24 protein-coding genes and 1 pseudogene are annotated in these 24,330 nt (G+C 48.9%); 13 read left to right on the forward strand and 12 right to left on the reverse strand.

Annotated elements, in window-relative coordinates; all coding sequences use genetic code 11:
• The gene (locus F569_RS16980) at window positions 1–444 is read right to left on the reverse strand and encodes a c-type cytochrome (RefSeq protein ID WP_084168889.1); all 444 of its coding nucleotides are present in this window, start codon (window positions 442–444) and stop codon (window positions 1–3) included.
• A 141-nt stretch (window positions 445–585) separates the two neighbouring features.
• Here F569_RS16980 and F569_RS0107110 point away from each other — a divergent pair, with 141 nt between their 5' ends.
• The 4 genes from F569_RS0107110 to panB all read left to right on the forward strand — a co-directional run bounded on the left by F569_RS0107110 (window position 586) and on the right by panB (window position 4,037).
• Window positions 586–882 carry a hypothetical protein gene (locus F569_RS0107110; protein ID WP_026941633.1) on the forward strand — a complete coding sequence of 99 codons (297 nt, stop codon included), beginning with the start codon at window positions 586–588 and terminating at the stop codon, window positions 880–882.
• A 150-nt stretch (window positions 883–1,032) separates the two neighbouring features.
• A complete protein-coding gene (locus F569_RS16985) occupies window positions 1,033–2,784 on the forward strand; it encodes an acyl-CoA dehydrogenase family protein (protein ID WP_051279747.1) in 1,752 nt (583 codons plus the stop codon).
• 12 nt (window positions 2,785–2,796) lie between these two features.
• Window positions 2,797–3,087 carry a putative quinol monooxygenase gene (locus tag F569_RS0107120; RefSeq protein WP_026941634.1) on the forward strand — a complete coding sequence of 97 codons (291 nt, stop codon included), beginning with the start codon at window positions 2,797–2,799 and terminating at the stop codon, window positions 3,085–3,087.
• Window positions 3,088–3,215: 128 nt separating this feature from the next.
• Window positions 3,216–4,037, forward strand: coding sequence for a 3-methyl-2-oxobutanoate hydroxymethyltransferase (gene panB / locus F569_RS0107125; RefSeq protein WP_026941635.1), 822 nt, complete (start codon window positions 3,216–3,218; stop codon window positions 4,035–4,037).
• A gap of 140 nt (window positions 4,038–4,177) precedes the next feature.
• Here panB and F569_RS0107130 read toward each other — a convergent pair whose 3' ends face one another.
• Entirely contained in the window at window positions 4,178–4,486 is a 309-nt protein-coding gene (locus F569_RS0107130; protein WP_026941636.1) for a GIY-YIG nuclease family protein, read from the reverse strand.
• Window positions 4,487–4,734: 248 nt separating this feature from the next.
• On the opposite strand from F569_RS0107130, the gene F569_RS0107135 reads away from it, so the two are divergent.
• The 3 genes from F569_RS0107135 to der all read left to right on the forward strand — a co-directional run bounded on the left by F569_RS0107135 (window position 4,735) and on the right by der (window position 8,399).
• Window positions 4,735–5,466 carry a tetratricopeptide repeat protein gene (locus F569_RS0107135; RefSeq protein WP_026941637.1) on the forward strand — a complete coding sequence of 244 codons (732 nt, stop codon included), beginning with the start codon at window positions 4,735–4,737 and terminating at the stop codon, window positions 5,464–5,466.
• Entirely contained in the window at window positions 5,456–6,907 is a 1,452-nt protein-coding gene (locus F569_RS0107140; protein ID WP_051279526.1) for an outer membrane protein assembly factor BamB family protein, read from the forward strand. The genes F569_RS0107135 and F569_RS0107140 overlap by 11 nt, the downstream gene beginning before the upstream one ends.
• 97 nt (window positions 6,908–7,004) lie before the next feature.
• Window positions 7,005–8,399, forward strand: coding sequence for a ribosome biogenesis GTPase Der (gene der, locus F569_RS16990; RefSeq protein WP_051279749.1), 1,395 nt, complete (start codon window positions 7,005–7,007; stop codon window positions 8,397–8,399).
• Between the two features lie 129 nt (window positions 8,400–8,528).
• On the opposite strand, the gene F569_RS0107150 is transcribed toward der, so the two are convergent.
• From F569_RS0107150 to F569_RS0107170, 5 genes are read right to left on the reverse strand one after another with little or no spacing between them, the layout of a single operon-like run.
• Window positions 8,529–9,440: a hypothetical protein gene (locus F569_RS0107150; RefSeq protein ID WP_026941639.1), complete on the reverse strand. Its 912-nt coding sequence runs from the start codon at window positions 9,438–9,440 to the stop codon at window positions 8,529–8,531.
• The gene (gene aroC, locus F569_RS0107155) at window positions 9,441–10,511 is read right to left on the reverse strand and encodes a chorismate synthase (RefSeq protein WP_026941640.1); all 1,071 of its coding nucleotides are present in this window, start codon (window positions 10,509–10,511) and stop codon (window positions 9,441–9,443) included.
• A 44-nt stretch (window positions 10,512–10,555) separates the two neighbouring features.
• Window positions 10,556–10,786, reverse strand: coding sequence for a helix-turn-helix transcriptional regulator (locus F569_RS0107160; RefSeq protein WP_026941641.1), 231 nt, complete (start codon window positions 10,784–10,786; stop codon window positions 10,556–10,558).
• Between the two features lie 4 nt (window positions 10,787–10,790).
• Complete coding sequence (locus tag F569_RS0107165) at window positions 10,791–11,267, reverse strand: hypothetical protein (RefSeq protein WP_026941642.1); 477 nt, start codon at window positions 11,265–11,267, stop codon at window positions 10,791–10,793.
• A gap of 22 nt (window positions 11,268–11,289) precedes the next feature.
• Window positions 11,290–11,724 (reverse strand): hypothetical protein, encoded by a 435-nt coding sequence (locus F569_RS0107170; RefSeq protein WP_026941643.1) that lies wholly within the window; start codon window positions 11,722–11,724, stop codon window positions 11,290–11,292.
• 135 nt (window positions 11,725–11,859) lie between these two features.
• Here F569_RS0107170 and F569_RS0107175 point away from each other — a divergent pair, with 135 nt between their 5' ends.
• Window positions 11,860–13,017, forward strand: a complete 1,158-nt coding sequence (locus tag F569_RS0107175) for an AAA family ATPase (protein ID WP_026941644.1) — start codon at window positions 11,860–11,862, stop codon at window positions 13,015–13,017.
• Between the two features lie 52 nt (window positions 13,018–13,069).
• Here the strand turns inward: F569_RS0107175 and F569_RS0107180 are convergent, their stop codons facing one another.
• Together F569_RS0107180 and F569_RS0107185 are read right to left on the reverse strand one after the other, a co-directional pair.
• A complete protein-coding gene (locus F569_RS0107180) occupies window positions 13,070–14,560 on the reverse strand; it encodes an AMP nucleosidase (protein ID WP_051279529.1) in 1,491 nt (496 codons plus the stop codon).
• Between the two features lie 144 nt (window positions 14,561–14,704).
• Window positions 14,705–18,007, reverse strand: a complete 3,303-nt coding sequence (locus F569_RS0107185) for a TonB-dependent receptor (RefSeq protein WP_026941646.1) — start codon at window positions 18,005–18,007, stop codon at window positions 14,705–14,707.
• Window positions 18,008–18,287: 280 nt separating this feature from the next.
• Here F569_RS0107185 and udk point away from each other — a divergent pair, with 280 nt between their 5' ends.
• Both udk and F569_RS0107195 read left to right on the forward strand, forming a co-directional pair.
• On the forward strand, window positions 18,288–18,938 hold the full coding sequence (gene udk, locus F569_RS16995; RefSeq protein ID WP_051279531.1) for a uridine kinase: 651 nt from the start codon (window positions 18,288–18,290) through the stop codon (window positions 18,936–18,938).
• Between the two features lie 24 nt (window positions 18,939–18,962).
• Entirely contained in the window at window positions 18,963–20,198 is a 1,236-nt protein-coding gene (locus tag F569_RS0107195) for a NupC/NupG family nucleoside CNT transporter (protein ID WP_026941647.1), read from the forward strand.
• Between the two features lie 34 nt (window positions 20,199–20,232).
• On the opposite strand, the gene F569_RS0107200 is transcribed toward F569_RS0107195, so the two are convergent.
• Entirely contained in the window at window positions 20,233–21,171 is a 939-nt protein-coding gene (locus F569_RS0107200) for an isopenicillin N synthase family dioxygenase (RefSeq protein WP_051279752.1), read from the reverse strand.
• Between the two features lie 103 nt (window positions 21,172–21,274).
• Here F569_RS0107200 and F569_RS0107205 point away from each other — a divergent pair, with 103 nt between their 5' ends.
• Window positions 21,275–22,123: a ribokinase gene (locus F569_RS0107205; RefSeq protein WP_026941649.1), complete on the forward strand. Its 849-nt coding sequence runs from the start codon at window positions 21,275–21,277 to the stop codon at window positions 22,121–22,123.
• On the opposite strand, the gene F569_RS0107210 is transcribed toward F569_RS0107205, so the two are convergent.
• Window positions 22,120–22,692, reverse strand: coding sequence for a phosphoribosyltransferase (locus F569_RS0107210; RefSeq protein ID WP_084168895.1), 573 nt, complete (start codon window positions 22,690–22,692; stop codon window positions 22,120–22,122). The genes F569_RS0107205 and F569_RS0107210 overlap by 4 nt on opposite strands.
• A 79-nt stretch (window positions 22,693–22,771) precedes the next feature.
• Between F569_RS0107210 and F569_RS0107215 the strand changes: the two genes are divergently transcribed.
• Entirely contained in the window at window positions 22,772–23,713 is a 942-nt protein-coding gene (locus tag F569_RS0107215) for a nucleoside hydrolase (protein ID WP_026941651.1), read from the forward strand.
• Window positions 23,714–23,748: 35 nt separating this feature from the next.
• On the forward strand, window positions 23,749–24,072 hold the full coding sequence (locus F569_RS0107220) for a hypothetical protein (protein WP_026941652.1): 324 nt from the start codon (window positions 23,749–23,751) through the stop codon (window positions 24,070–24,072).
• Here the strand turns inward: F569_RS0107220 and F569_RS19350 are convergent.
• Window positions 24,069–24,263 (reverse strand): annotated as a pseudogene (locus tag F569_RS19350) (thymidine kinase); the annotation flags it as partial. The gene F569_RS0107220 and the pseudogene F569_RS19350 overlap by 4 nt on opposite strands.
• Window positions 24,264–24,330 lie beyond the last annotated feature (67 nt).

Genomic DNA, 24,330 nt, shown 5'->3' on the forward strand with positions numbered 1-24,330 from the left:
TTATGGTGTTGTTTTGGCTTTCATATAGAGCAGGACTGCGTCACGATCCTCTTGTTTCTTTATACCGACAAAACTCATGCGATTGCCTTTCATAAAGGTTGAGGGCTTTTGAATATAGGCATCAAGCGTTTCATCAGTCCAAATCACGGCAGAAGCGGCCATAACTTTGGAATAGTTGAAACCCTCTTTTGCACCGGCCTTAGCCCCGTAAACATTCCATAGATTTGGGCCGACTTTGTGCTTGCCGCCCTCTTCAAGTGTATGGCAGGCCCTGCAGCGTTTATAGAGTTTCGCCCCGCGTTCCATGGGGCTTAAACTGCTCGCCGTTTGCACGACTGGGGCAGAAGATGTGGCCGGAGCCGACGTAGGCGTTGATGTGGATTCACCTCCTCCGCCACAGGCGGTTAAGAAAATAGCAGGTAAAATCATATGCTTAATTGTCATTGCGCGGAATCCTGTTCTGTCTTCGGATGTTATTTAACACTTGATTAAGACATTGGATAGCGGCAAACTGAGGTTAGAAGCTTACGGGAGGTAAGTTTCACATACTTATAACTTCGGCTTCAGCCGGGAAATGGGGAAATTATGGATATTGTAAGCTTAGGCCTTGGTCTTTTAAGCGGTGGCGGTGGCGGTCTTTTAGCCGGCAAAGTCATGAATTCAAACATGGGTACAATGGGCCGTGTCATTACAGGTATTGTCGGCGGGACAGGTCTTGCGGCGATTGCGCCAATGATTCCGGGTCTTGACGGTATATTCGCTTCACCTGCTGATGGGGCTGGCCTTAATGTAGGATCACTACTTGGCGGTGTTGTCTCCGGCGGTGTTGGCGGCTCAATCCTGACATTCATTTTGGGTAAAGTCATGGGCGGCAAAGCATAGTCTGCGCCCTTTCATACTATCTGAAACCCGCTTTCGAGCGGGTTTTTTTATGGGTAGCTTCATTTAATAATGCGCAGTGACGCGTCAAATTGTGCCTTTATCTTTGGGCTATCGATATGCAATTAGATGCATATAAACACCGAGGATATTATGTCATTTACCGCCCCTGCCAAGTCCATACAATTTTTACTCAATCACAGTGTAGATCTTGACGCAATTCTATCGGCTCCAGCCTTTGAGGATGTTAACCGCGAATTGATCGGGGATATCCTGCAGGGCGCCGCTGACTTTGCCGAGAATAAATGGGCGCCGACCAATTGGGATGGTGACCAGAACCCGGCGACACTGAAAGATGATAATGTTTATTCCTCACCTGGGTTCAAAGAAGCTTATCAAGACTTCGTCGAAGCTGCTTGGCTCTCTATAGCCAGCCCCGCAGAAATTGGCGGCATGGGTTTGCCGCAACTTGTCAAAGCAGGCGCAGATGAAATGTTCTATGCGGCCAATATGGCGCTTGGCCTGTGTCCAATGCTGACCTCAAGTGCAGCAAAAGCGATCCATGCCCATGCCAATGATGCGCTTCAAGCGAAATATTTGCCCAAAATGGTGACAGGTGAATGGACGGGCGCAATGTGCCTAACTGAGCCGCAAGCCGGCTCTGACCTTGGGCCCGTGCGCACGAAGGCCGTAGATAATGGTGATGGGACTTATGCAATTACGGGCCAGAAAATTTACATTACCTGGGGCGATCATGATGTTGCGGATAATATTATCCACCTTGTGCTTGCACGGTTGCCCGATGCGCCCGAGGGCTCCAAAGGCATTTCACTATTCTTATGTCCAAAAATGTTTGTCGATGATGCGGGTAATCTTGGCGAGCGCAATGCGTTTAAACCGATCGGGCTGGAACATAAATTAGGCATTCACGGCTCCCCAACCTGCGTCATGGAATTTAACGGCGCGACAGGTTGGCTTGTGGGCGAGGAAAATCGCGGCCTTGCTTGTATGTTCACCATGATGAATGAAGCACGGCTCTTTGTCGGCGTGCAAGGCGTGGCCATAGGCGAGCGCGCCTATCAGGCGGCGCTAGATTATGCGAATGAACGCGTTCAAGGCCGCACCCTAACGGGGCAAGAGGCCATTATCGGCCATCCCGATGTGCGCCGTAACCTGATTGATATGAAAACCAAGCTGTTAGGCGCACGGGCGATTTGTATGGCAACTGCGGCAGCAGGGGATTTGGCTATTCATGCTGAAGATGAAGACACCCGCAAAGCGGCGCATATTCGCGAAGCGCTTCTCACGCCGCTCGCAAAATCTTATGGCTCGGATATTGGCGTCGAGGTCAGCTCAGTTGGCGTGCAAATTCACGGCGGCATGGGCTTTGTCGAAGAAACAGGCGCGGCACAACATTATCGCGATAGCCGTATTGCCCCGATTTACGAAGGCACAAATGGTATCCAAGCGATGGATTTGGTTGGACGTAAACTCCGCCGCGATGGCGGGGAAGGAATGAGGGCTCTTATTGCCGATTTAGAGAGCATCACGGAATTAGCGCAAGGGTCAACATTGGATTTATCTGTTTGTACGCATGCCCTTAAAAACGGCATCGAGACGGTTAAAACCGCGACAGATATCATGCTTAATGCTGACGATGGCGACGCCCTCTCGGGCGCAACGCCTTATCTAAACCTCGTCGCTCATGTGATATCAGGGGCTTACATCATCCGCGCCGTTGCAAATGGCGCGATCGCGGGGGACGAGTTGACAGAAAATATGGCGAGCCTCGCACGCTATCATGCGCTGTCCATCATGCCCCAAGCGAGTGCACAACTCGACTTCCTTAGGGGTGGTCAAAAAGCCGTTTTTGATTTCCCAGTTCAGCAGCTCGCAGATTTATAAAGGGGAACTCCTATGATTGGTGTCACAGCAAAATTAACAATCGCCCAAGGCAAAGAAGCCGAATTTGAAGAGACCGCTAAAGCATTAGTTGCGAAGGTTAATGCGAATGAAGAGGGCTGCGTTATGTATGAACTTTACAAATCCCCGCAGGATAGCTCTGTCTATATCTTCTTGGAAAAATACACAAATCAAGCCGCTTTGGATGCCCACGGAAAAACTGATTATTTCCTCGCGGCGCAAGCTCCACTTGGCGCTTGCCTTGCGGGTGCCCCAGATATTCAGATTTTTCACGCGGTGGGCTAGCAACGTAAGGGGCTTTACGGGTTTGCCTAATACGTCCTGCTAGCCCAGGACAATGGGAAAAGGATAAAGCCTTGCTTGCCCAACCTCTCCCCTCTGCCTATATTCTGCCTTCATAAAGAGGCCTAAACATGTCTGCACAAACTCACATCCCGCGCATGACGGCGCCTAAAATTACGGCGCGTAAAGGCGGGGAGCCTATTGTGTGCCTGACCGCTTATGATGCGCCGACGGCGGCGATACTGGATGAGCATTGCGATCTTATTCTTGTCGGCGATAGCGTCGGCATGGTGGTCCACGGCCTAACCACGACAGTGGGTGTGACACTCGATATGATGATAATGCACGGCCAAGCGGTGATGCGCGGCTCAAACACGGCGCTTGTTGTCGTGGATTTGCCCTTTGGCTCCTATGAGGACAGCGTTGAAACTGCGTTTAAAAGTGCGTCACGCGTGATGATGGAAACAGGCTGTCAGGCGGTAAAAATAGAGAGCGGTTCTTATGCGGCGGAAACGATTAGCTATCTGGTCGAGCGCGGAATACCTGTGATGAGCCATGTTGGGCTGCGCCCGCAAAGCATGAATGTGCTAGGCGGTTTTCGGGCAAGAGGACGAAAACAGGAAGTCGCCGACGAGATTGTAGAAAACGCGATAGCTGCGGCTGAGGCGGGGTCTTTTGCCGTTGTCGTTGAGGGAACATCTGTCGAGATTGCAGAGAAAGCCACGAAAGCCGTGGACATTCCAACCATCGGCATTGGCGCGTCAGCTGGCTGCGATGGGCAAATATTGGTCACGCCGGATATGCTCGGTCAATTTGACCGCGTTCCGAAATTTGTCAAAAAATTCGCCGATATGAAGGGACTGATAGAAGGCGCAGCCAAAGACTATGCCGCACAAGTCAAAGACCGCAGTTTCCCGGGTGAAGCCAACACCTATAAGTTCACGAAGAAATAAATAGAGAGCGCGTCCATATCTCACTTATGCGCTTTTTTTCGAAATAAGTCGCTGTGGGGAAAGCAGGAGAAGAGCGCTCTCAATATTATACCTCATCCTGAGGCTGCGCGAAGCGCAGGGACTCGAAGGATTGATAGCGTTTATCTCCTATCTTTCGCTGGCCCTCGTTTTGATAACCCAGGCAAAGCTTCATAATCACCGCGAATGAGCGCTTCTTTCTTAGCACGGCTCCAGCCTTTGATTGAGCGTTCTGCTTCGATTGCGTCAATCGCCCACTGAAATTGTCCTGCCCAGACTAATTTAACGGGGCGTCTTTTTCGCGTATAGGCTTTAGGGTAAACACCCAAATTATGCTCATCTACTCGCGTTTCAATATCCTCGCCGCGATAAGTACCCGTATAATATCTGCCATCAGCACAGAGCAATATGTAAACCCAAGTCGGACGCATAGCACACACTAACGACCAATCCTTCGAGACGCCATTCATTCCTGTAGGAATAAATAGCTCCTCAGGATGAGGTGGAAGGCTAGGTTTTTATAACCCTTATCTTGAGGCGTTGCATAGCAGCGGGATTCGAAGGACCTCCAAAATTACAGTGTCTTCATAATGACCTTAGCTGTTGCGAAAGGGCGGGTTGAGCGATAGGTTCGCGCAAATTTGGCGTCTTGCGTCTTGAGTCTTTAAAGGGTGGCCCTGTGGTCGATTTTATTAATGAAGTCGAAGAAGAACTTCGCAAGGATGAATATAACCGTCTGCTGAGGCGTTATGGACCATTTATCGTGGCCGTAATCGTGGCGATTGTCGCAACGGCTGGTTTTCTAGAGTATCAAAAATACACCAAAGATAAATCAGCTCGCGCGACTTCTGCTAGCTATGTTGCGGCGGCAAATAAGGCTGCGGCCGGAAATGACGATGACTCCATTGCTGACTTTATGGCAATCGCTGACGAGGCTCCTGCGGGTTATGCAGGATTATCGCTTGTAAGGGCTGCGGCGCTTAAACTGGAAGCAGGAGATAGCGGCGAGGCCGTGCGCCTTTTGGATCGGGCGGCTTCGACTTTTGAAGCTCCGCGTCACGCGCAACTTGCGCAGATCAAGGCGGCTTACATTTTGGCCAATGACGGAGCCTATTCTGACGTTATTAATCGCTTAGGTCCCTTGATCGAAAAAGATGCGCCTTATGAATTTTTGGCGCGGGAGCTGATGGGCTTTGCCGCGCTTAAATCCGGTGACGAAATTTTAGCGCGTGAGCAGTTTGGGTATCTTGAATCTATTCCTGGCGTTCCAGCCACGATTAAAGAGCGGGCGAAGCAAAACCTTAGCTTAATGCGCACGGCTGCGGCGTCAGCAACGATTTCAGCGCCTGAACCTGCCGCGCCTGATGCTGTTCCTTCTGAAACTGAAACAGAGACTCCTAATGAAAATTGATTTTACGAAACTCAAGATTTCAGCGGCAGCAGCTTTGATGCTCAGCGCCTGTTCGACATTGGGCGCGATTGGTGACTTAAACCCCTTTGACCGATCTGAAGAGAAGGCCAAAGAAGCTCAGGGCGATGTTGCGGGTGATACTGACCGTATCTCTATTTTGGAACTAAATGAGACATTGACTGTTTCAGGCACAATAACGCCCGATCAGGTGGTGTTACCGCCTGTCTATGCCAATACGGATTGGCCGCAAGTGGGCGGGAACCCGTCTCATGTCGTGCAGCATACAGGCGCGACGGGTAATTTTGATAAGCTTTGGTCCAAGGACACAGGTAAGGGTTCTGCCCGTAAAGGCCGTGTTGTGGCCCCGCCAGTTGTTGCGGGTGGCCGCATATATGCCATGGACGGCGCCAACCGCGTCACCGCTATGGATGCCAATTCCGGCGATAAAATCTGGGATATTAAAATCGAATTGGAAGAGCGTGAAAGAACTCGCGTGGGCCGCACAGGTATCATTGAACGCGTAAGAGACCCGCTGACATTTTTTGATGGATCAGGCACAGATAAAGAATCTGTTGGCGGCGGCGTGGCTGTTGCGGATGGTAAGCTCTATGTCACATCCGGCCTTGGTGTTGTCTCAGCCTATGACGCACAAAGCGGCGAAGAGATCTGGAGCCGCGTAACGCGCGTGCCAATGCATTCTGCGCCAACTGCGGCGGGCGGGCGTGTCTTTGCCGTTTCTGACGATAATGAGCTTTATGCTTTTAACGCTAATACAGGCGAGGTGATTTGGACCTATCAAGGTATTGTCGAAAGTGCGCGTATGCTAACCGCGCCTAGCCCCGCTGTCGTGGGGGATACAGTTATTTCAGGTTTCGCTTCTGGCGAATTGATTGCCTTCCGCGTTCAAAATGGCGGTGTGTTATGGCAAGACGCTTTATCATCTTCAGGACAATTGACGCCTTTGGCCTCTCTGAATGATATCGCCGCGGGTCCTGTTATTGCGGATGGCTATGTGATCGCATCGGCACAGTCCGGCGTAACGAGCGCATTTGATCTGCGCACGGGACAACGTATTTGGAGCCAGCCTGCGGGGTCTTTGGGCTTTCCGCTAGTCGCGGGTGATTTTGTGTTTTCCGCAACAACGGATGGGCAGGTTGTTTGCATGTCAAAGCTGGACGGTTCTGTTGTTTGGATTCAACAGTTGCAGTCGCATAAGAATTTGAAGAAGAAAAAGAAACGCATTGCCTGGTCAGGTCCAATCCTGGTGGGGGAACGTCTCATGGTGATGTCATCTCAAGGGAAAGCCGTGACGCTGAGCCCTTATGACGGAACCGTCATTAGTGAATTTAAAGTTGGCGAAGATGTTTTTGTCCCGCCGATTATCGCAAATGAAACAGTTTATGTGATGACGGATTCTGCTAAACTTATTGCACTTCGCTAGACCCGCTTCTTAAGGGCGAATGAACATGACAGACGTTGAAGATTTCGAGGAGGAAGCTCCCGAAGAGCCCACTGGGACATCTGAAGCCGCGCCCGAAATGCGCCCGGCAAAGATTGCAATTGTGGGCCGTCCTAATGTCGGTAAGTCGACCATCTTTAATCGCCTCGCCGGTAAGAAACTCGCCATTGTAAATGATACGCCGGGCGTGACGCGCGATGTGCGCGAGACGCGCTCTAAGCTGCGCGGCCATGATATGGTGTTGATGGACACGGCCGGTTTTGAAAATGCTAAAGGCGAAAAGCTAGAAGCCCGTATGCGCGCACAAACCGAGGCCGCTGTTTTGGATGCGGATATTTGCCTTTTTGTCTATGATGCCCGTGAGGGCGTTACGACGCTTGACCGTACATTCGCGCAATTTGTTCGACGTACGGGCAAGCCGATGATTTTGGTGGCCAATAAATGTGAAAGCAGTGCTTCTGATACCGGAGTCACCGAAGGTTATTCCCTCGGTATGGGAGACCCTGTTGAAGTGGCCGCCGAGCATAATATTGGCTTTGTTGATCTGGATGATGCGGTAGAGCTTGCCCTGCGGGATGTTGATTTGGGCGTGCGTGAAGACAATATTGATTTTGAAGAAGCGCCCGTGCGTATCGCTATTGTGGGCCGTCCCAATGCGGGGAAATCCACACTGATCAATACGCTTATTGGCGAAGACCGTTTATTGGTTGGCCCTGAAGCAGGGGTCACGCGCGATTCCATAACGATTGACTTTATGTGGCAGGGCCGGCGTGTGCAGTTCCACGATACGGCGGGCCTTCGCAAAAAAGCCAAGGTACAGGAGACGCTCGAAGTCCTCTCGGCACAAGATACGCTCCGCGCGATTAAATTTGCTCAAGTTGTTGTGCTGCTGATGGATGCGACCTCGCCTTATGATAAGCAAGACCTTCAAATTGCCGCGCTTTGTGAGCGGGAAGGGCGTGCCCTTGTCGTCGGCGTGAGTAAATGGGATTTGGTGCAAAATAAATCCGAAGCCTCGAAATTCCTAAGGGATGAAACGGCGCGACTCCTTCCTCAACTTAGAGGCCTCGAAGTTGTCATGTTTTCTGGCCTGACAGGGAAAAGCGTTGACCGCTTACTCCCCGCTATTGAGCGCGTGCAGATTAACTGGTCGGCTAAAGTCAAAACCTCAGAGCTCAATGATTGGCTCCGCGAAAAGGTGCAGCGCCATCCGCCCCCCGCCGTCAATGGCCGCCGCATCAAGCCCAAATATATCAGCCAAACCAAGACCCGCCCGCCGACTTTCGTGCTGAAATGCTCGCGCGCGAACAAACTCCCTGAGAGCTATCGGCGCTACCTGATTAACGGCCTAAGAGAAGATTTCGACCTCCCCGCCGTGCCGATAAGGATGTTCGTAAAAGCGGATGAAAACCCGTATGACAACACGGTCAGAAAGCAGGGCTTTGAACCGCTAAAGCAGAAAGAACGGCCTTAAAGCAAGTTCTATCCGTCCGTCATTACAAGGCTTGTCCTTGTAATCCATCACCAATTGTTTTCACTTTTACCGTTGGTTTTGTGATGTGATTGCGAGTGATGGATTGCAAGAACGGGGCCTGAGCAGTCATCACTCACTCCGATACTTTAAAATTATAGGATTTAACTCTGAAAATATTTCAGGGTAAGATTCTGAAAACCAGGAAGGCGGGTGCAAATCTAAAAACCCTTTATCCGCAATTAATTGCTCAATGCTTTTACCCCAAACACCCTCAGACTCGTAGAGGTATTCCAAGTACAACATTTGTAATTCAACCAAATATGAAAATGATGGCATCGAGCAAATACGCTCTCTATAGCATGATTTCTCTATAACGAGTTTTCCAAAATTCTGACGCCAATGCTTATAAAAACTTGGCCCCAAATTATTTCTAAAATTATACTGCTCAGACAAATAGAGAAAATTGAACAACAATAGATGTTCATCAAACCAAGCTGTGTAAAGCTTTGATGAATTATTAGAGTTTTTATAAATATTACATTCTATTAAACCTCTTTGATTAAGCCTACCTGAACTAGTAAATTTATCAGCATTACATTCCTCTAAATAAATAGTTTTCAATGAAAATAAGCTTTCATATTGAAAATTTAGGTAATCAGAAATCACCCGTAAATCACGTTGAATATTATCAAGGTCAATCTCTGACTTATCTGATTCAATAAGTGCAATTAGAAAGTTTGAAATTTCAGCATTTAATCTTTTTTTGTCATGAGATTGCGAAAGCTTAACTAACTCATATGCTTTTTCATTTGCATTCAATTCATCAATATTACTGGAATGAGTACAACTCCCCTTAGTTTTAATCTGATTTACATGCCCGCTCCCGCCCAACTTAAGCGGCGGTTGATAGACTTGCTTATAGACAGATTTACAATTTTGGTCCGATGATGGATTATTCTTTGGCGTAGTCGCGCAAGCTGATAGGATCGTGGTTGCCATGCCTAACAGCACCGCTCTGGCATATGACGCCAAATAACTCATCTACCCCACCTGACCGCGGTGCCTCAATTTATGATCCGCGAGCACACAGGCCAGCATCGCTTCTGCTACAGGAACGCCTCTAATGCCTACACAGGGATCATGACGCCCTTTTGTTCGCACATGAATCTCATTGCCATCCGCGTCGATACTTTGCACGGGGGTCAGCATAGAGGAGGTGGGTTTTATGGCTAATCGCGCGACGATTTCATCGCCATTGGAGATGCCGCCTAATATCCCGCCGGAGTGGTTGGAGAGGAAGAGGGGATTGCCGCCCTCCATACGGATTTCATCGGCATTGTCTGTGCCGTTCCAGCCTGCCGCCGCGAAGCCTGCGCCGATTTCCACACCTTTGGCGGCGTTAATGCTCATTAATCCCATAGCGAGGTCGGAGTCGAGTTTCCCGTAAACCGGCGCGCCCCATCCTGCGGGGACGCCGCTGGCGCGGACTTCTAAGATAGCGCCAACAGAATTGCCGTCTTTGCGGATGCTGTCGAGATAATCTTCCCACTCTTTGGCCGCGATGGCATCGGGGCACCAAAAGGGGTTGTTATTGACTTCATCCCAATCCCAATTTTCAGGGTCCACCATCTTCTCGCCGATTTGAATCACCGCGCCTTGGATTTTAATGTCCTCGCCGAGCACCTTACGGGCAATGGCCCCCGCTGCGACGCGGTTGGCTGTTTCGCGGGCCGAGCTGCGCCCGCCGCCGCGATAGTCGCGAATGCCATATTTGGCGTCATAGGTTAGGTCGGCATGGCCGGGGCGATAGCGGGCTTTAATCTCGGAATAATCCTTGCTGCGTTGATCGGTGTTTTCAATCAAAAGACTAATCGGTGTGCCTGTTGTCTGGCCCTCAAAGACGCCAGAAAGGATTTTGACGGCATCAGGTTCATTACGCTGGGTGACAAAGCGCGACGTGCCCGGACGGCGCTTATCCAAAAAGGTCTGAATATCAGCCTCGCTCAGCGGAATACGCGGCGGACAGCCATCCACGACACAGCCAATGGCCGGGCCATGGCTCTCGCCCCAAGTGGTAAATCTAAATAAGTGGCCGAAGCTATTATGTGACATGGGAGGGTGTTTAACGATGAAGCAGCGCTTAGGCTAGTCGGAAGTTAGTCCCACAAGCTAGAATCAAATTGAAACACCTCTTCCACGGGCTCGCCGAGGACATGGGCAATGCGAAAGGCGAGCTCTAGCGAGGGCGCATATTTTTGCGCCTCAATCGCGATGATGGTTTGCCGCGTCGCGCCGACTCGCTCTGCCAGCCCTGCTTGCGTAAACTCGGTTCGGGCTAAGCGGATACGCTTAATGTGGTTTGTGATGCTCGTCTTTTTACCGCCCATGGCCTTAGGTCCTATAGGCCCAAATGACGATGCTCTGTTTCGCAAGGTCGGCAATATAACTGATCACTAATAAGGCAAATATAATCTCCGTTGGTTTCTCAATAGAGATAGGCCAGATGAAGTCTTCTCCGCCAAGGCTATGGAGCAAAACTGTGATAATTATCCCGCCAACGCCCCATTGCATGAGACGGTAACCCCAATGCGCGCCTTTGCGTTCAATCGCGATATCGCGTTCGTCTTTTTCATAGAGCTCTTTGCGCTTTCGCATGTCGAATATACTTGCAATGACGGCATGTAGAATGACTGTCACAATTACCACACTCAGGATAATTTTCCCGAACGCCTCTATATTCGTGTGGATAAGTTGGGGCGATAGGCCAATCGTCGTCTTGGACCAGAAATAGGCAAAGACAGCGCCATCGGCGAGAAGGGTAATCCAGGCCTGACGTTGAGGCTCGCTCATATCTTCAATTTTTGTCATGCTATCTCCTTTGCGTTGGGGGTTAATCAGCCACAGCAGATTGAGCGCGGAACAAGACGATCTGCGCCGCATAATGCAAAAATTGCGACACCATCAGCGTCCCAAAAACCAAATGAAATAATTGGTTCCCATCATAGCTCAGCAGATAAAGCCCACATGAGATGAGGATGCCTATGCCCATGACGCTATCGGCCAAAGATCTCGCACGCGCCGTAATGGCGCGTTCGCGCTCATCCATCGGGTCATTGGCTGTCTTGAGGGAGGTCAGCGCTGCAGCAACATGACCTATAATCGCAATGATAGCTAATATGCCGCCATAAACCGCGACCACGGGAATAAGCGGCGGCATAGACGCGCCCAATTCCTGGCTGCCGGATATAACAACCCCAAAATAAAATACGCCGCCCAACAAAAGGGCCACGGACATAATCCAAGCGGTCTTCTCTCTAAAGGCCATAATCGTCTCCTAACGATGTAAACTATCTTTTACATAGCGAGTGGAGTGGGTGATGTAAAGTATTTTTTACTTTTATATTAACGCTGTCTCGGAAAACTATTTGTGTAAATTGTGTATGTGGTACAAATTCAACTCATGATTACAAAGTTAGCAATATCGGGATATCGTTCTCTGCGGGATATTCATTTGAACCTAGAGCAGGTGAATATTGTTACAGGTGCCAACGGAAGTGGGAAATCAAGTCTTTTTAAAGCGCTTAAATTATTGACGGAAGTGTCCCGCGGACAGCTTTTCTCATCACTTGCGAAAGAGGGTGGCTTTCCTTCAACACTTTGGGCGGGCCCGGAAAACTTCTCCAGGGCGATGCGCATTGGGGAAGAAGCTATACAAGGTACGAGGCGTAAGGGGCCGGTCGCTCTTAAATTGGGGTTTGCGAGCGAAAGTTACAGCTATCTGATAGATTTGGGTCTGCCAACACCCAGCGATTCTGCTTTTGGCCATGATCCTGAAATTAAGCAAGAAATTGTGTGGCACGGTGAGGTTTTCAGGCCTTCTACGATAATTGCCAAACGAACGGGTAAGCTTGTTTCACTCAAAAATTCTGAGACCAATTCCTGGACGAATACCCACACAGAATTGGCATCATTTGACAGTATGATGACACATGGCACAGACCCGCAATTAGCGCCTGAATTGCTTATACTTCGGGATGAAATGAGAGAGTGGCGTTTTTATGATCATTTCAGGACAGATGAAAATGCTGCCGCAAGGCAAGGTCAAATTGGAACACGAACACCTATTCTAAGTCCCGATGGTTATGACCTTGCTGCCGCTATTCAAACGATTAGGGAAATAGGGGACCGGGATAGCTTGTCCGCGGCTATTGAGGATGCTTTCCCCGGGGCATCTCTGTCTGTCGAAATTAGCGAAGGACGGTTTTATCTCTACATGCGCCAATATGGGTTACTTAGAAAGTTATCTGCTAAGGAGTTATCAGACGGGACGCTCAGATATATTCTGTTAGTGGCCGCTTTATTAAGTCCAAGGCCCCCGAAGTTTCTTGTGTTAAACGAACCGGAAACAAGTCTTCATCAAGATTTGTTAGCACCTCTTGCAAGATTGATAGCAAGAGCGTCTGAGGAGTCTCAAATATTAGTCGTATCGCATTCCGATTTGCTCATAGACTACCTAACAACCGAAATTGGATGTCAGCTCATCAGACTTGAAAAAGATCTTAGCGAAACTGAAATACCCCTAGAAAATCAATCCCGTTGGACATGGCCCAAGCGGTAAATAAAGAGCGTGCCAAGATGGGTCTTGTAAATCTCATGCAGCCCTAAAGCCCTTACCTAAAGACAGGATCGTCCAAACTTCGCAGCTTCCTTGAATGGAGCGTGCCGGATTGCGCGGCGTCCTTTAAGATCGACATGGCTTCGAGCCCGATATTAAGGTGCTGCGCGACGCGGGAGCGGTAAAAGGCTTCGGCAGAACCGGGGAGCTTAATCTCGCCGTGCAGGGGCCTGTCAGAGACGCACAGCAATGTGCCGTAAGGCACACGGTAGCGATAGCCATTGGCGGCGATGGTGGCGCTTTCCATATCGATGGCGATGGCGCGGGCTTGGTTGAGCCGTGTGCGCAGGCTCGCATAGCGCATTTCCCAATTGCGATCATCCGTTGTGACGACAGTGCCAGTGCGCACATTCTGCTTCATCTCTTTGCCTGTCAGTTCCATCACTTGGCCAATGGCTTCCGTCAGCGCGATTTGTACTTCGGCAATGGTCGGGAGCGGAATGGTTGGCGGGAGCATTTCGTCAAGGATTTGGTCATCGCGCAAATAAGCATGTGCGAGAACAAAATCTCCGAGGGTTTGCGTATTACGAAGGCCACCGCAATGGCCGAGCATCAACCAGCAATGAGAGCGGAGCACCGCAACATGATCGGTAATAGTTTTGGCATTAGACGGCCCCACGCCGATATTGATGATTGTCACGCCCTCATTATTATCACACATGAGGTGATAGGCTGGCATTTGCGGGAGCTTAAATTTCGGATCGGGTTTATAATCCAAAGGATCCGAGATAAGCCCGACGCCCGGACTGCTAAAGCTGTAACACTCTTCGGTTTTGATCACCTCTTTGGCATGTTCGATGAACTCATCGACATAGCGTTGGTAATTGGTGAAAATCACGAATTTCTGAAAATGCTTAGGCTCTGTGCCTGTATAATGTTTGAGGCGCTGCAGTGAATAATCCGTTCGCAAAGCGGGGAAAAGCGAGAGCGGTAAGGGCGCGTCATTGGGATGCTCAAACGCGCCATCCGCGAGATCGTCATGAATACGCTTTAGGTCAGGCAGAGGGAAGTAATCGCCAATTTTCTTAGACGCGCCGTCTTTCATTTCAAAAGAAGAGGGATCAATTGCAAAGGCCACCGGGATAACCTCGTCGCTATAGCCGACATAATAATCGACTTCATAAGCGGCCTCTATGTGGCCGAGTTGATCTGCGAGATAATCTTTGAATATTTCGGGGTGAGTGACGGATGTGCCGTACCACCCCGCACCGCGAATGCTCACAAAGCCATAAGGCTTGACCCCGTCGGGTTTTTTCTTGCGCAAATGCAAAAGCAGATATGGGTAAGTTGAGAGTTGGTCGCCGTGATATTCCCCTTCTTTGGCAAAGATAGAGAAGGCTTTGTTTAGGTGATCTGTGGCTTCGCTATAGAGGGTTTCAAGCTTTAAGATGGCTTCTGAGCTATCTTTGCAAAGCGTCAATGTTTCGAAGAAATGGGGCTTGTCGCCGATTTGATTTAAAATGGTCTTTTCCTTTCGTGCGGACATTTTTATCTGTCCGAATGACAAATAAAATTTCCATGTCCTATCAAAATTGGGACTGCTGTGTCAAGATTTTTGAATAGAGTGAGGGGGCAAAAAAAATGGAGAGCCGAAGGCCCTCCATTTGGAATTTTTTTTAAGTGTCGATGCCTAGAATTCGTACTTAGCACCAATTTGAATTTGCCAAAGTGACTGCTGAAGGACTTCCAGATTGTTAATCCGATCTTCGCTTTGCAGATTGTTATAGATGAACTGGTTTGTATTCGGATCAATTTGAGCCGAAACAACATCACGCTCATATTCATAACGTGTACGCTCAATACGTCCCCAGTCACTATTGATGAAGTTTCCGATGTTCTCGAAATCCAAGAACAGCTTCGTCTTGTGACCTTCCATCAAGCCTGGCAATTCTTGCTGTAGGCGGAGATCAAAGATCGTTGTTGAAGGTGATGTATCGCCATTACGGTCTGTTACACCACCAGCATATTGAGCCAGTTCAGAGCTATTGATGTAATCAAAGAAGCTAGCTTGTGCGGCAGCTGTTGCTGCTGCATCTAGATTTCCAGAGTCGTCAAACCGTTGGAAGGATTGGCTTGAAAACGCCGGATCGTTTGGTCCAGAAGGAACATAGAGCAGGTGACCCGCATCATCGACACGGCTTTCACGGCGACAACGGCCACCGCCCAGATCAAATACACACGCATTGTTTTCGCTGAATGTGTAGCTGTAAGGCTGTCCTGTACGGTGTGTACCGAAGAGAGAGACTTTCGTCGCAAGGTCGTTGAAAAACTCTTTTTCCCAATCCAAGCGAAGCTTGATATTATGCTTCACTTCAAAGTTCGAGGTGCCAACACTGAGATCAGGTCTCTGGAAGTCATAGCGCGCAGAGTCTGAATAGTTCGACGTTGCGGTTGAGGATGTACCGCCGCCGAAGTCATTGACATCAGCATAGGTGTAGCTGGCGAACATATCGATATCACCGAAAGCTGTTTCCCAGTTTTTCGTCGCTGAGAACGCAATCAAGAATGAGTCGCCTTCATCAACACTGCCAACTCCGAGCGCTTCTGGACCACTGCTACAATCATATATGCTGCGTCCATCAGGTCCTGCACTGACGGCTTGTCCGCAACGTAAGTCATACCAGTAAGGCGTATTGTTCTGAACATTATAAAGAATGTCAGCTGACAGCAGTAAATCTTCGAGAAGGAAGTTCGTATTGATAGACGTACCAAGATTAATTTTCCAAACCGTTGGAATTTCAAAGCTTTCGTCCAGAGCATTTACGCTTCCGTCAGGGGCTGTATTCGCAAGCGCATCAAGTTGCGCTTGAGGAATAAACTGACCTGTCGCAGCATCCGGCGTTGTCGGGACGTTCACAACGCCAAAGGCATTTGCACCGTCATTGATAACACCATCATTTGAATAGCTGTTAGAAATCCAAACGGTTGGTGCGCCGCCAGAGAATTTACCAACGCCGCCGCGGACACGGATATTATCCGTTGCATCCAAATCAAATGAGAAACGTGGTAACCAAACACCTTTGCCTTGAAGATCATTTGTGTTCGAGAAGCCATACCGATTGATGAAGTTTTGATTTTCACGAATTTCGCCTTCTGACTCATAGAAGTCATAGCGCAGACCAAGATCGACCGTCAGATTAGATGTGACATCATATGTGTCTTGGACATAGAGTGAGTTGAAGTTATATCCCCAAATCGCTCGAAGATCATTTTCATCATTTGTGATGGCGTTATTATAAAGCAAGCCACTCGCCTGTGCATTCGCAAGGTCGTCAATTGTGTCGAAAACATACGTACCTTCTGAGTTTTGAGCAAAGAGGTTGTTTACATTCACTTCTTCGCGCTCAAAGCCGAATTTGAAAGTATGATCACCAGCAAAATATTCACCCTTGAACTTCATCGTCAAGAATTCTTGGTCAAGTGAGTTACCATGACGGAAGCGGTCAGGGCCGAATGCAATGTCTTCATCGTCATTGAAGTCGTCATCCGTACCGGCAATACCATCTGCTCCAACGTTGTTTCCATAAATGCCGTCTACGCCTGGCGTGGTGACTGCGCCTAGGAAGAATTCAGCACCATTCAAAGAATCTTGTCCAGTATCTTGAGTGGTGTAAGCGAGTTTCATTTCTGTTGAGAAATTGTCTGTCCAATCCGAGAAGACGTGTCCAATATATGAATTCACAGTTTCCCGGCGCTCATACCAAGAGGATGAGAAAGCGACATCTGCATTGCCTAGGAAGTTGTTACCATTTTGCTCGCGAATGGAAGAGCCATCTGTCTTTAGATATGTAAACTTAGCACGGTGATTATCTGTAATGTTCCAATCAATATTGGCCAAAAACTTTTCGTCTTCAACAGGTGATTTATCAAAACCGCCGACATCAAAGCCCCAAACATTTTGGACTGTTGAACGCACGAGCTCTGCGTCTGCCGCCGTAACTCCAATTTCATTCACGGCATTAGAGCCCAGAACACCTGTTTGTGTTGTCGCGGCTTCTTCGAATTTATCGTAAGACACAAAGAAGAAGAGTTTATCTTTGATGATTGGTCCGCCTAGCGTACCGCCATAAGTTTTTTCTTCAAATGACAGATCAAACTCTCTGTCTTCTGATTTCGATCCTGCAAATGAATCGTCAGTGTAATATCCGAAGACCGAACCGTAAAACTCATTTTTACCAGATTTGGTCACAGCGTTTATTGTGCCGCCGGTAAAGCCATTATATTCGACGTCGAACGGCGCGGTTAGGACAGAGAGCGACTCAATCGCGTCAAATGATATGGGTGAACGTTGTGTCGGGTAACCATTCGCATTCAAACCGAAACGGTCGTTCAAAGCCACGCCGTCGATTGTTAGTGTGTTGAAGCGGTTATTTGCACCCGCAATAGATAGCTCTTTAGACCCACCAGATTGTACATTAATCGTGACAAATGGATTTTGCTCAGCTGCATCAGCTATATCGCGGTCAATCGAGGCAACTTCTTCCAGTGCGTCAAGTCCCAGTGTTGTTGAGAGACCTTCATTTCTAAAGCCTTGACTAGAAAGTATTGTACCTGTTGCCACGACCTCGTTTGCGCCCAGTACAGACACATCAAGCGGGTATGTTTGGTCTACGCCCAAATAGATATCTTCCACCGTTGTGCCTTGGATGCCCGCGCCGCCTATAGTAACAGTGTATGGACCGCCAACGCGAAGTCCGCGAGATGTGAATACGCCGCTATTGTTGGTAGATACGGTTGAAACTGTTCCTGTTGGCTCATGCGTGATGATAATTGTCGCATTCGTAACAGGCGCGCCTGAGCTTGTAACGATTTCGCCGCGCATAGATGACGTCGTCACCTGTGCATGTGCAGCTGTTGTGAGGCCCATTGTCAGGGCGAGAGCGGATGTGCTCAAAATGGCTCTTAAGCCGAGTGATGTGATGTGGGAATTCATATTGATCTCTCTAAATGTTAGAATTCTGTGGGATATATAAGATTGGGTGTTCCCTAAGTGCCTCGCATCACAGTTTTATGACAGATTCGTCATCTTCGTCAGGGTAAGAGTCGAGATACTTTTCAACCGTTGCATCTGTGCCACAGTTTTAAGCGTTTTAAGACAAAATTTGCCTCACTTATCCGCAAAGAGGGGTATTTAGACTCGCTTAGCTTTGAATCACGGGCTACGCATATGGCAAGGCAAGTATAAAAGACGCGAATTTAGAGAATCACTTAACATGTCAATCATCATCGCTATCGCCGGAGGAAGCTGCTCCGGCAAAACGACATTAGCGCGCCATTTGCAGCACCGATTGGGCGCGGCTGAGGCGATGCTGATCCGTCAAGATGATTATTATCATGATATTCGGGATCGCGGCGCCAAAAAAAATGGGGGCGATGAAATGCCAAATTTTGATGTACCCGAAGCTTTGGACTTTGGGTTATTGGCAGAAAATTTAGAGGCGTTAAAGAATGGTGACGCGGTTCAACTCCCTAATTATGACTTCACAACGCATCAACGTATTCGCGCAACAGAGCCGCTAGACGCGAAAACCTACACGATTGTCGAAGGACTTCTTTTGCTCAATGATCCTTTTATTCGAGAGCAAGCCGATGTCTCTATATATATGCGCTGTCCCTATGAGACCCGGTTTGAGCGCCGTTTGGCGCGGGACGTGGCGGAACGCGGCCGCACGGAAGACTTTGTGCATCATCAATTTGCACAGGATGTTGAGCCTGCGCATCAAAAATATATCCAACCCTCGGCGGTTCATGCGAACCTCTTGATTGAACAGGATGATTATGTCAGCTCTATTGATGCTGTGTTGGAACGCATCATCGAGGCTTTGCCCAATATTGACGCGCCTCAATTGACCTTGGCACTTTGAGATAAAATAGATTAGGCCGTAATTATGAATCATCCTGCTTTCGGTCTTATTGGTGTTTTTCTTATCCTGTTTGTAGCGTGGCTGCTCTCTGAAAATAAGAAAGCCATTCGCCCGCGCACGGTTGTGGTCTGTTTTGCACTGCAGGTTTTTATAGCCATACTGGTGCTTTATGTGCCTTTGGGCCAAAAGGTTCTGACGGGCATGTCTGATAAGGTGACCACATTGTTGTCTTATGCAGATGCAGGCATAAATTTCATCTTTGGGGATTTAGCCAACACGGAAAAAGTCGGCTTTGTTTTTCTGGTCAAAGTTCTGCCTGTGGTGATCTTCTTCGCCGCATTGATGGAAGTCATGTATCATCTGAAAGTCATGCAGTTCATTGTGCGCTATGGCGGCACAGCTATCCGAAAGCTAACAGGGACGCGGCCTGTTGAGTCGCTAAATGTGATTGCCAATATTTTTGTCGGCCAGACCGAAGCGCCGCTATCGCTAAAGCCTTATCTGCCAAGTATCTCGCGGCCTGAGCTATTCACGATTATGGTCACCGGTATGGCCTCAATTGCGGGCACGGTGCTCGCAGGTTACATATCGCTCGGCATTCGCCCAGAATATTTAATTGCGGCTTGCTTTATGTCAGCGCCTGCAGGTTTGCTAATGGCCAAAATTATCATGCCGGATGATCCCGAAGATGATGACAAGCCGATGGATGAAGTGTTTGAAATGGCAGATGATCGCGAACATGCCAATGTGATCTTAGCCGCCGCCATCGGCGCGCAAAACGGAATGAAGCTCGCGGTTAATATTGGCGCGATGCTCCTGGCATTTGTCTCGCTCATTGCGCTTTGTAACGGACTGCTCGGTTGGGCCGGCGGATTTTTTGGGCAGGACAATTTATCCGTTCAGACAATTTTGGGCCTTATCTTCACCCCCGTTATGCTCGCGCTCAATGTGCCTTGGGCTGAGGCGCAGCAAGCAGGAGCCATTTTTGGCGAGAAAGTCGTGCTGAATGAATTCATAGCCTATATCAGCCTCGTTAATGTGCAGGAGACCCTGTCAGAACGCACCGTCGTTATCCTGACATTTGCGTTATGTGGTTTCGCTAATTTCAGCTCCATCGCCATCCTGCTGGGCGGGCTTGGGGCCCTTATCCCCGACCGCATGTCAGAAATGGCTAAGATGGGGATTAAGGCGGTTATAGCGGCCTCGCTTGCCAACCTAATGAATGCGGCACTAGCCGGGATATTGGTCAGCGGGTTTTAAGTTTAACCCTCAGGGTGAGGACTTAAAATTTCTTCTAAGCTTTCTTAAGGCCAATCTCGATCAGCCGTTCCGTCAGATAATCCCCTGCTGTAATATCCGGCTCGCCGCGGCCGCCCATATCAAGGCAGCTTTCTAGCGGGCTTATCACGGCATCATTATTGAGATGTAAAAAGAACGGTTTGGAATAGCGCGGAAAACGTGAGCGTTCCGGCGCAGGGTTCAAAACGCGATGCGTTGTGGATGGCAGAATACCCGCTGTCATGCGCTGCAGCATATCTCCGACATTGACAACAACTGCGCCTTTGGGGGCGTTTACGTCCAGCCATTTTCCCGAGCGGTGCTTGGCTTGCAGCCCGGCTTCTTCCGCGCCGAGTAATAGCGTTATAAGATTGATATCTTCATGGGCACCCGCACGCTCTGTGCCTTCTGGAGGCGGCGTCTCTTGCGGCGGATAATGGAGCAAGCGTAGGATAGAATTGCCGACATTGACCTTGTCGTCAAAATAGGTCTCTTCCAGCCCTAGATAAATTGCTACGGCGCGGAGCAAATCTGCGCCAAAACTATCGAGCGCATCATAAAGCTCTCTTGTGCTCTCATCAAAACCATCAACTTCTGATACGCTTGGCGTATCTTTCATGCTCGCGCGATAAGGCGAATTTGCAGGGAGCTTGCGTCCCGTATGCCAAAACTCTTTGAGGTCCGCTTCTTTTTTGCCTTTGGCATTTTCTGTCCCCATCGGCGAATGTCCACGCTGAAACCCATCTTCAGGATCGGCATATTTGCGCTTGGTGTTTTCATCCAAGGCGAAGTATTTTTTAGAGGCCTCATCGGCAGCCTCAATCACATCATGCGCAATCGTGTGATCGGAAATGATGGCAAAACCCGTCTCTTTAAAAGAGTCGCCAAGGGTCTTAGCAAAAGAGGCTTTGTCGGTTTTCCAGAGATTAAAACTAATCGGATCTATAGTTGTCATTTTACGTCTTTCGGGCATTTGAGTCTTCCACTGCGCGGTCGATTTCATTAGCATATTTATGACGGGCTTAAACCCCACCCTAAGAAATATCTGTGAGAGAAAAATGACAGACATCAAAATATGTGCCTTGGGTTCCGTGAATTTGGATATGATTATTCAGACAAAAACTTTGCCGTGTGCGGGGGAGACGATTGCGCAGGGACGTTTTGAGTCGCTGCCGGGCGGGAAAGGCGCAAATGTGGCTTTGGCGGCGCAGCGTCTGGGCGCAAATGTTGAATTAAGGGCGGCAGTCGGCGGCGATAGCTACGCCCTACAGGCGCTCTATTTGTTGCAAGCAGGCGGTGTTGATTTAACTCGCCTCGTCAAAATCGCAGACAGTCATACAGGCCTTGCCTTTATAAATGTTGCCGATGACGGAGAAAACCAGATTGCCGTGGCGTCCGGCGCGAATGATAAATTTAAACCTTCGCATCTAACGCCCATATCGGCAGATGGTATTATCACCCAATTTGAAATCCCGCTTGCAACAATAGAAGCCGCGATTAAAGGCTTTGAGGGTTTTGTAGCGATCAATGCTTCACCCGTGACGGACGGATTAGAAAGGCTATTGCCTCATGCTTCGCTCATTATCGTCAATGAAGGCGAATATGAGGCCTATAAATCTGCCCTTTCACCTTATGACGGCTTACTTGCGATCACGCTCGGCTCCGAGGGGGCAAAGCTCATGAAGGGCGAAGAGTTGATTGCCGAAGCGCGGCCACCCAAGGTCGAAGTTGTGGATACGACAGGGGCAGGGGATAGTTTTGCAGCTGGGCTCACAGTGGCTTTGATGGAAGGGCAGTCGCCAAAAGACGCCTTGCAATTTGCTTGCACAGTGGGTGCACTGACAGCGACGAAATTAGGCACGCAAACGGCGACGCCGAGCCGTGCGGAGGTAGATTCTAGTCTTTAGGTAATAGCCCGAGGTAATAGCCCGAAAATACGCTCTGGTAAGGGCTTGGTCTTGCGAATTTCATCCACGGATAAGCCGTCCATTTCATGTGGGAAGACCGTCCACTGATCCGTCTCGCGTAAGTAAAAATCAGGCACGCGGGTCGTCGCATTGCGGCGCGGCTTATAATAGACGGTGGCCACGCGAATATCGTCGGGCGTGTTGCGGCGGCACTTCTCACCAAGCGTTTTGATGATGGCATCAACAGAGCGCCCGCTATCAAAAATATCATCAATGATAAGAAGATTATCATCGACATTTATCGTATCAACGAGATGTTGCAGACCAAAGACTTTGACCTCTTTGGACTGCTTATCCATGCCGTAATAAGAGGAGGTGCGAATAGCAAAATGGTTAGTTTTGCAGCCGAGTAAATCAAGCACTTCCTGTATAGCAATCCCTACGGGTGTGCCGCCGCGCCAGACACCGACAATAAAGGTTGGGCGATAGCCGCTCTCGAAAATCCGTAGGCCGAGTTCAAATGAATCGGCTAAGAGCTCTTCTGCGCTGACAAATAATTTTTCCATCATTTTTCCTTTGGGGCCGCTTAATTCATAGCGCTTTGCTAATCAACTGTTCTAATTTTCAAAAGCCGCGTTATGGTAACCTATGACGCGTAAACTCATCATCGATTGTGACCCTGGCCAAGATGACGCCATCAACCTGTTTTTGGCCCTGCCGCCAACGGAGGATTATGAGATTTTGGGTATCACAGTTGTCGCGGGGAATGTTGGGCTTGAGAAGGTTTCGCGTAATGCGAGGCTGCTGTGTGAGTTGACGGGACGCATAGATGTTCCCGTTTATGAAGGCTGCGCTGCCCCGCTAAAATACCCGCTCGTCACCGCTGAAGAAGTCCATAGCCGTGAAGGTCTGGAAGGCGTTGAATTGTTTGAACCGAGCATAAAAGCCCAAAACCAAAATGCGGTGGACTTCATCGTTGAAACACTCATGGCGGCAGAAGATAATTCCATCACCCTTGTCCCGACTGGCCCGCTGACCAATATCGCGGCGGCCCTCCAAAAAGAGCCAAAGGTTGCGGGTAAAATCCAAGAAATTGTCCTGATGGGCGGGGCGCTGCGCGAAGGGGGTAACATCACGCCCTCAGCTGAATTCAACATCTATGTCGATCCCCACGCCGCGCAAACCGTCTTTGACAGCGGCTGTAAATGCATTGTCTTCGGCCTGGACGTCACGCACCAAGTGCTGTCCTCTGATGCCGTGCTAGAGCGCATCAAAGCGGTGGATAATAAAGTCGCCCAAACCGCCTATAATCTGCTGACCTATTATGGCCGTTTCGACGCTGAAAAATACGGTAGCAACGGCGCGCCGCTACATGATCCGTGTACGATGGCTTATATTTTGAAGCCGGAACTGTTCGATTTGAAGGAATGCAACATCCGTGTCGAAGCTGACTCCGAGCTAACCCGAGGTCATACGGCTGTGGATTTTTGGTATGCGACAGAGCTGCCAAGAAACAGCCTCTGGGCCTATAAGGTCGATTCGGAGGGGTTCTTTGATTTGCTGGTGGGTCAGTTGGGGAAATATGGGTAGGGATCTATAGAAGCCGATAAAACTGAATTTCAATTATGGACTTGCTGAACAAATATCTAAATGGCTACTCTCCCTATATTCAGCGGATTACGTATGATTTGGATGAAAGAAAACTAGTTATAGCTTGTTCAGCTAACTCAGATAATCGAATCCAATTTAAGGAGCTGATTTTTAGAGATATTGTGAGTTTTAAGGAAGTTTTATTTGAGGATGCTTTTGATGATAACCTGACTGATTCAATTATTGGAATTCATATGATTTCGGATGGAGTTTATTGTGTGAATACAGAGAAGCGAGAATTGTTTATGCAGGTTGATAAAGAACCGATAGTTCAAGTTATCGAAAAGAAAGCTATTTAAACCTGCCGAGACGTTTTCTTTTCGAGCCAATGCTGCCGGCACAAGCTAATATATTTCTCATTGCCGCCGACTTTGACTTGTTTGCCTTCTGTGATGGCGTCGCCGTTTGAGTCAAAGCGCATTGTCATGGTGGCTTTACGTCCGTGCCAACACAGGGTCCTGATTTCACGCAAGTCATCGGCGATGGCTAACTGACATTTGCGATATAGCTTTTATGATGCTATAGTACATCAAATATACATCACTAAAAGGACGCTT

This window comes from Hellea balneolensis DSM 19091, from assembly GCF_000428525.1.
GTDB classification, from domain to species: domain Bacteria; phylum Pseudomonadota; class Alphaproteobacteria; order Caulobacterales; family Maricaulaceae; genus Hellea; species Hellea balneolensis.

Coding starts and splice junctions, on each gene's coding strand:
- F569_RS0107180 (WP_051279529.1), bottom strand. CDS start 14,560: ATGTCCGCACGAAAGGAAAAGACCATTTTAAATCAAATCGGCGACAAG.
- F569_RS0107215 (WP_026941651.1), top strand. CDS start 22,772: ATGACGCGTAAACTCATCATCGATTGTGACCCTGGCCAAGATGACGCC.
- der (WP_051279749.1), top strand. CDS start 7,005: ATGCGCCCGGCAAAGATTGCAATTGTGGGCCGTCCTAATGTCGGTAAG.
- F569_RS0107195 (WP_026941647.1), top strand. CDS start 18,963: ATGAATCATCCTGCTTTCGGTCTTATTGGTGTTTTTCTTATCCTGTTT.
- F569_RS0107130 (WP_026941636.1), bottom strand. CDS start 4,486: ATGCGTCCGACTTGGGTTTACATATTGCTCTGTGCTGATGGCAGATAT.
- F569_RS0107170 (WP_026941643.1), bottom strand. CDS start 11,724: ATGGCCTTTAGAGAGAAGACCGCTTGGATTATGTCCGTGGCCCTTTTG.
- aroC (WP_026941640.1), bottom strand. CDS start 10,511: ATGTCACATAATAGCTTCGGCCACTTATTTAGATTTACCACTTGGGGC.
- F569_RS0107110 (WP_026941633.1), top strand. CDS start 586: ATGGATATTGTAAGCTTAGGCCTTGGTCTTTTAAGCGGTGGCGGTGGC.
- F569_RS0107220 (WP_026941652.1), top strand. CDS start 23,749: ATGGACTTGCTGAACAAATATCTAAATGGCTACTCTCCCTATATTCAG.
- F569_RS16980 (WP_084168889.1), bottom strand. CDS start 444: ATGACAATTAAGCATATGATTTTACCTGCTATTTTCTTAACCGCCTGT.
- F569_RS0107210 (WP_084168895.1), bottom strand. CDS start 22,692: ATGATGGAAAAATTATTTGTCAGCGCAGAAGAGCTCTTAGCCGATTCA.
- F569_RS0107200 (WP_051279752.1), bottom strand. CDS start 21,171: ATGACAACTATAGATCCGATTAGTTTTAATCTCTGGAAAACCGACAAA.
- F569_RS0107150 (WP_026941639.1), bottom strand. CDS start 9,440: ATGAGTTATTTGGCGTCATATGCCAGAGCGGTGCTGTTAGGCATGGCA.
- F569_RS0107165 (WP_026941642.1), bottom strand. CDS start 11,267: ATGACAAAAATTGAAGATATGAGCGAGCCTCAACGTCAGGCCTGGATT.
- F569_RS0107120 (WP_026941634.1), top strand. CDS start 2,797: ATGATTGGTGTCACAGCAAAATTAACAATCGCCCAAGGCAAAGAAGCC.
- F569_RS0107205 (WP_026941649.1), top strand. CDS start 21,275: ATGACAGACATCAAAATATGTGCCTTGGGTTCCGTGAATTTGGATATG.
- F569_RS0107185 (WP_026941646.1), bottom strand. CDS start 18,007: ATGAATTCCCACATCACATCACTCGGCTTAAGAGCCATTTTGAGCACA.
- F569_RS0107140 (WP_051279526.1), top strand. CDS start 5,456: ATGAAAATTGATTTTACGAAACTCAAGATTTCAGCGGCAGCAGCTTTG.
- F569_RS16985 (WP_051279747.1), top strand. CDS start 1,033: ATGTCATTTACCGCCCCTGCCAAGTCCATACAATTTTTACTCAATCAC.
- F569_RS0107175 (WP_026941644.1), top strand. CDS start 11,860: ATGATTACAAAGTTAGCAATATCGGGATATCGTTCTCTGCGGGATATT.
- panB (WP_026941635.1), top strand. CDS start 3,216: ATGTCTGCACAAACTCACATCCCGCGCATGACGGCGCCTAAAATTACG.
- F569_RS0107160 (WP_026941641.1), bottom strand. CDS start 10,786: ATGGGCGGTAAAAAGACGAGCATCACAAACCACATTAAGCGTATCCGC.
- udk (WP_051279531.1), top strand. CDS start 18,288: ATGTCAATCATCATCGCTATCGCCGGAGGAAGCTGCTCCGGCAAAACG.